General features: G+C 36.1%; 1 protein-coding gene. It reads left to right on the top strand.

Annotated features, from left to right (window positions below; all coding sequences use genetic code 11):
* The first annotated feature begins 347 nt into the window (after nt 1–347).
* Nucleotides 348–6,266 (top strand): endo-alpha-N-acetylgalactosaminidase family protein, encoded by a 5,919-nt coding sequence (locus tag MRZ08_RS05370; protein WP_297380204.1) that lies wholly within the window; start codon nt 348–350, stop codon nt 6,264–6,266.
* Nucleotides 6,267–6,434 lie beyond the last annotated feature (168 nt).

Here is a 6,434-nt window from a genome sequence, read left to right as displayed (position 1 = left end):
TGAAAAATGGATAGGAATAACCTACAAAGAAGACCTCTCCCCTGCCAAAGCTTCCTTTAAGAAGATGTTCGAAGAAAATCTTTACCCAGAAGATATTTGGAAATAAAATCAAGCACTACTTTGTTTAACAGAGTAGTGCTTTTCTAATGATTACTACATATAATACCTATAGCTTTTATTATTTATTTTTTTATAAATTTCTTTTTATATTATTTTTTAGCAAAAACTTCTCAAATCTCACTTATTTTTCTAAAAATAACTTAAAAATCTATTGCAATATATCTAGGAAAATGTTAACATATAAGTAAGTGGTAGTTACCATCTCAGATTAAGTTAAGGAGGCTTAAATGGTAAAGGATAATAAGGTAGAAGTTAAAAGAAATAAGAAGATTCCAACAAAATTAATCGCAGCAGTCATTGGAATGGGAATTTTCTCTACAATGAATTACGGCCTAGCCTATGCTAATAGTTCAAACATCGATAGCAAAGAGGAAACTCCTCCATCAGAATATCAAGAAAGCCTTGAAAAAAATGGATCTATTGAAGAAAAGGACGAAAATGATGAAATAGATTCTAAGAATGAGGATGCTAAAAAAGATTTAATAGATGATGAAGCTAGAAAAGATGAAGAGCAAGAAGAAAATAAAAAAAATCTTGAAGATATAGAAGATAAAAAAGAAGAAATTCTTGAGGATGAAGAAACAAAAGACGTACAGAATCCTCAAACAGAAGATAAAAAAGAAGAATCTGATGAATCAGAAAACGATTCCCTAGAGCTCTCTTCTGATAATTCAGAAGAGCTAGAAAAAAACTCAGTCCGCGCAAGCCAGAAGGAAGAAGTTATCGAATGGGAGAAAACTTCAAAAAATGGCGAAGAAGTAGAAGAAGTTATAGATCAAGGAGTTAGATACAATAAATTAGAATCTAACACAACTAATGATAACGGCCTAAATACTGCCAACTACTCCAAAGAGGGACTTAAATCTTCAAAAGAAGGAACAAACTTCAATATCAACTTTAAGGATATATCAAATCCAAAAGAAAGTAGGTTCGGAGTCTTTCTAAACAGGGGTAAGGATAACAATTCAGCGATTTTTGTAGGCTATGACCAGGCAGGTTGGTTCTGGGAATATAAGCTTGATGGAAATGGCAGCTGGTATCAAGGTCCTAGAAAGGCTATTCCAAAGATAAATGAAGAGCAAAATCTCAATATAAGCATAACCAAGGACGGCCAATTAAACGCCACCGTAAATGATGACAAGGCCTTTGATACATATGTTCTTCCAAGTTATGTGTGGGATAAGTTAAAAGAAAACTCTGGCCTTGAGTTAAAGCTCGGCCAATGGGGTGATGAAAAAACATCTATCTTAGTCAAAACCCAAGATCAAAATAACATCCCTAAGGAAGAAAGTAAAATCGACGAAGGAGAAGATTTTGACGATAGCAAAGCTTCCTACACCAATATTAAATCAGCTGATATGGATGTCAAAATCGACTCAAAATTCCCAAGAATCAAAGAATACACCTACAAGGGAAGAACTCTTCCAGGTAATGAAGACTTCATAGACTCCCTCCGTATTAATGATATAGAAGTTACGCCAGATGTAGAATTTGAAATGATATCTGAATCATCCGCTCGCTACAAGATGAGGGTTAAGGATGAAGAAAATATAATCGATGCTGAAATTGATGCAGTTATTTCAGTTGAGAATAATGTTTTAGACTTTAAGATAGAAAGAGTAAAAAACAACAATGATATCAAGGGTGGAGAAAAGATTAGTGACAAAAGACTCCTCCTTGAAAAAATAGATTTTGGTTCAAACAACCTTGTATCAGTATCATCAGACCACGAAGAGGCCAAGTTTGACGGAGCCAAAATGAATACAAACGTGAGGGTATCTGGCGATGTCCACATCGATGTTACTAACCCTCTAGAAAATTATAATGACAAAAACGAAGGCTATATGTATGGCTTTGTATCTGATAGATACCTTGCAGCAGGTCTTTGGTCAAACTCTCAATACGATGAAAGTCTCAATGGAGGCAAAGCCTTTACGAGAATTAAGACAAACAAAGATACTTTCGGCAAAACCAATTACCTAGGTCTTGCATCAAGCCCTTATTATTATCAAAGAGCCCATAGTTTGCGTGATGAAAATGGTAAGGTAACCGGAGAGTATTGGGTCTATAATGAGAGAACCTGGAAAGAGCTTCCTCACTCTAAGGTTATCCTAACAGATGATTTGAATAATGACAAAAAGGTCGATTGGCAAGATGGAGCCATAGCTTATAGAAAGATAATGAATAACCCTATGGGTTCTGAATATACCAAAGATCTTGTAGCTCAAAGAATTGCTATGAACTTTGGATCTCAAGCCCAAAATCCTTTCCTAATGACCCTAGATAATCTAAAGAAAGTCTACCTTCATTCTGATGGACTAGGACAAATGATCCTTCTTAAAGGATATGGATCTGAAGGCCATGATTCAGGCCACTTAAACTACGCCGATATAGGTAAAAGAATCGGTGGAGCAAGCGATATGAAATATCTCCTAGAAGAAGGAAAAGACTTTGGAGCAAGAATAGGAATCCATGTCAACGCATCCGAAACATATCCTGAAAGTAAATACTTCAATCCAGAAAGACTAAGAAAAAACAGGGACGGTTCCTATGCTTATGGTTGGAACTGGATAGACCAAGGTATAAATATAGACGCAAGCTACGACCTTGCAGATGATAGATATGATAGATGGACTGACCTTAAAAATACCCTAGGTACAGATGCTCTTGACTTTATTTATGTTGATGTTTGGGGCAACGGCCAATCAGGCGATAACCAAGCTTGGGCTACACACACCCTAGCCAAAGAATTAAATGAGCATGGATGGAGATCAGCCTTCGAATGGGGATATGCTGGTGAGTATGACTCAACTTTCCAACACTGGGCAGCTGATCTTACCTATGGTGGATATTCTTTAAAGGGTATCAACTCAAATATAACAAGATTTATAAGAAACCACCAAAAAGATTCTTGGGTTGGTAACTACCCTTCTTATGGAGGGGCTGCTATAAATCCCCTCTTGGGCGGATACGACATGAAGGACTTTGAAGGATGGCAAGGTAGGAGTAACTACAGAAACTTTATCCAAACCTTGTATAAGACCAATCTTCCAAGCAAATTCATCCAACACTTCGAAGTAGTCGAATGGAAAAACGGTAATCCAGTGCTTATGTCAAACGATGGATCAACCTACGAGTGGACTCCTGAAATGTTTATAAGGCTCAAAAACGATAGCCACGAGCTAGAAATAAACCGTGTATCAAACGACTTTAACTCCGAAGGCTACAGACAAAGAACCATGACCCTTGATGGTAGGAAGATCTTTAATGAAGACGGATCCTATCTCATTCCTTGGTATAACGACAGCAAGGGAGACAAACTTTCTGCTGAAGAAGAAAAGATGTATTTCTATAATCCAGCTGGTGGTGCAAAGACATTTGATATGCCAGATGACTGGACAGGAAAAGCTTATGTCTATAAGCTAACAGACCTAGGTCGAGTTGAAGAAAAAGAAATATCTATAGTGGATGGTAAAATCACTCTAGATTTAGATACAAATACTCCTTATGTTCTCTACAAAAACAAAATGGACCAATCCGCTGAGCAAGTAAAGGATATGAATTGGTCTAGCGGAATGCACATCAAAGACACCGGCTTTAATAGCGGCAATCTTGACTCTTGGGACATAGAAGGAAATGATGATGAGTCTGTTAATATCGCAAGAAGCCAAGCAGATAATCCAATGCTTAAAATTGAAAACAATAAGGAAAAAGTAAAACTAAGCCAAAAACTCACAGATCTTAAGCCAAATACAAGTTACGCTCTTTATGTAGGAGTTGACAATAGATCTGATGCTAGGGCAGAAATCAGTGTCGATACAGGATCAAAAGTTGTATCAAATTTCACCAATAGATCTCTCGCTCAAAACTATATCAAGGCCTATGAACACAATACATTAACAAGTAATGCAACAGTTGATGATACAAGCTACTTCCAAAACATGTATGTCTTCTTTACAACTGGCGATGATGTATCCGATGTCACAGTAACAATATCAAGAGAAAAAGGACAAGGAGCAAGCTACTTCGATGGACTAAGGCTAGTCGAAAATAATTCCAAGATGTTTGATGAAAGTCATGATTCTAAGGATTCTAAAGTTTTCAAACAAGACTTCGAAAACTCAGCTCAAGGCATATTCCCATTTGTAATAGGAAATGTTGAAGGAGTAGAAGATAATAGGACTCACCTTTCAGAAAAGAACGATCCTTACACCCAAAGGGATTGGAACGGAAAAGTAATATCCGATGTAATAGATGGGAACTGGTCACTTAAAACAAACGGCCTAGTTGGAAGAAATAGACTGCTCTACCAAACAATTCCACAAAACTATAATTTTGAGGAAGGTAAAACCTACCTAGTTGAGTTTGACTACGAGGCAGGAAGTGACGGAAGCTACGCCTTTGTTATAGGAGAAGGAGAATACCAAGCCGGTAGTGACTATAAGATATACAGCCTAGGCAACACTTGGGAAAATAGCTCAAAGGCCAAAAGAGCGAAGTTTTTAGTAGAAGGTGGCAAGGACAGATGGATAGGAATACTCTCAACAAACAAGGGTGCAGATACCAAAGGAACTGGTGGAAATACAGCAAACTTCAGAGGATATCAAGACTTTATCTTAGATAATCTAACCATATCTCCTTCTGAGTTATCAGCTGATCTCATCCTAGATTCCTTCAAATATAACCTAGAAGAAAAGAAAAACTACGGGGACTATACAAAAGAAAGTGTAAACGACTATCAAGACGCCCTAAAAGAAATCGAATTAGCAGATGGTAAAGAACTAACAGTTGAGGAAGCAAATAAGCTAATCGAGGATTATGAGAAAGCTCAAAATGACCTAGAAAATATCAAAAAATCTATTGAAACTGCTGATATTTACTCATATAATGTTCCAAGCCAAGATGAGGCAAGCTCAATCCTTTCTGCTTTTGATAACAATGTATCTTCCATTTACCACTCACCATGGAACAGGTCTATAATGGGAGAAAAGCTAGAAGTGACCCTCAAAAATCCTACAGAGGTAGTAAGTCTTGACCAGTTACCTAGACAATCAGGATCTAATGGTAGGATAAGAAACGCCAAACTTGAAATTATCGATGATAAAGACCAAGTTCATACTTTTGAAATCAAAGACTGGCCAAACTCAGCAGCTTGGCAAAAAGTTGACTTCGGTAAGCCTATAAATATGAAGAAATTTATCCTAACAGTGAATAATTCACACGGCGGATCTAAGGGTGAGAATGATACTTTCGTATCTGCTGCTGAGTTAAGATTTAACTTATATAAAATTGCTGAAGGATACTCTCAAACTACCGACTATCAAAAACTTAAGAAAGATCTAGAAGCTTATAAGGGAGAAGATCCTTACATTAGAAGACTATTAGATCATATAGACTATCTAGAAGCAAATGATTTGATAAATGAGAAAAGTGAAGCCGAAATTTACGAAAGACTTTCCAGACTAAATGATGCTTACAAGAAAGAATATGAGAAAAAGCTCGAAGAAGCCAAGAAAGAAGCTATAGAAAAACTTGCCCAAAACAACATCACTTCCCCACTATTTATAGACCAAGTAAAAAGGGCCAATACCCTGGAAGGACTTAATAGCCTTGTAGATGAATTGTTAAAAGCAATTAAAGAAAAACCAGAGACAAAGCCTGAGGATGAAGATACTCCAGAACTTCCTGATGGCAAGGAACAAGAAATCGATAAAGAAGTTGAAAAAGAAAAAGAAGCTAAGAACAATCATCCTAAAGAAAAAGATTCTAAAGAGATAGATTATGATTCCTTAGAATCAATACTTGAAGAAATTAAGAAGAACGCCTTAGATAATCTAACAAATCCAGAGATAAAGGAAGAAGATGAATCAACAAATCCTGATAAGGAAGAAAATAAACTTGATAATTCTAACAAGGAAGATGAAAGGAACACAGATTCTTCTAAAAAAGAAGAAATAGGTCGAAGTGATTCCGATAAGTCTATAGTAAAAATTAGCCAAACAAATGAAACTAGTAAGAAGGATTATAATATCCCACAAAAATCTGAAGAAAATGTAAAGACTGGTATCGGGTCAATTTCATCAATTGCTCTAGGTCTTGTAGCTTCTATAGCAGGTCTATTTAGTACAAGAAAAAAAGATGATTAATAAACAATAAGAATCCTAATATAAATTTCATGCCTCTATGGCTTTAAGGCTCTAGGGGCTCCTCCCTAAATTTATAGATTTGAAAATCCTTGTTATAGTCTAAAATAAGACCTATAACATTTGACAAAAGATATTTTCAAATTATAATATAGTCTATAAATTAGAGAA

The sequence above is a fragment of the Anaerococcus sp. genome (genome assembly GCF_022770135.1).
Taxonomy (GTDB): Bacteria; Bacillota; Clostridia; order Tissierellales; family Peptoniphilaceae; genus Anaerococcus.
This window is presented reverse-complemented; position numbering and strand designations above follow the sequence as displayed.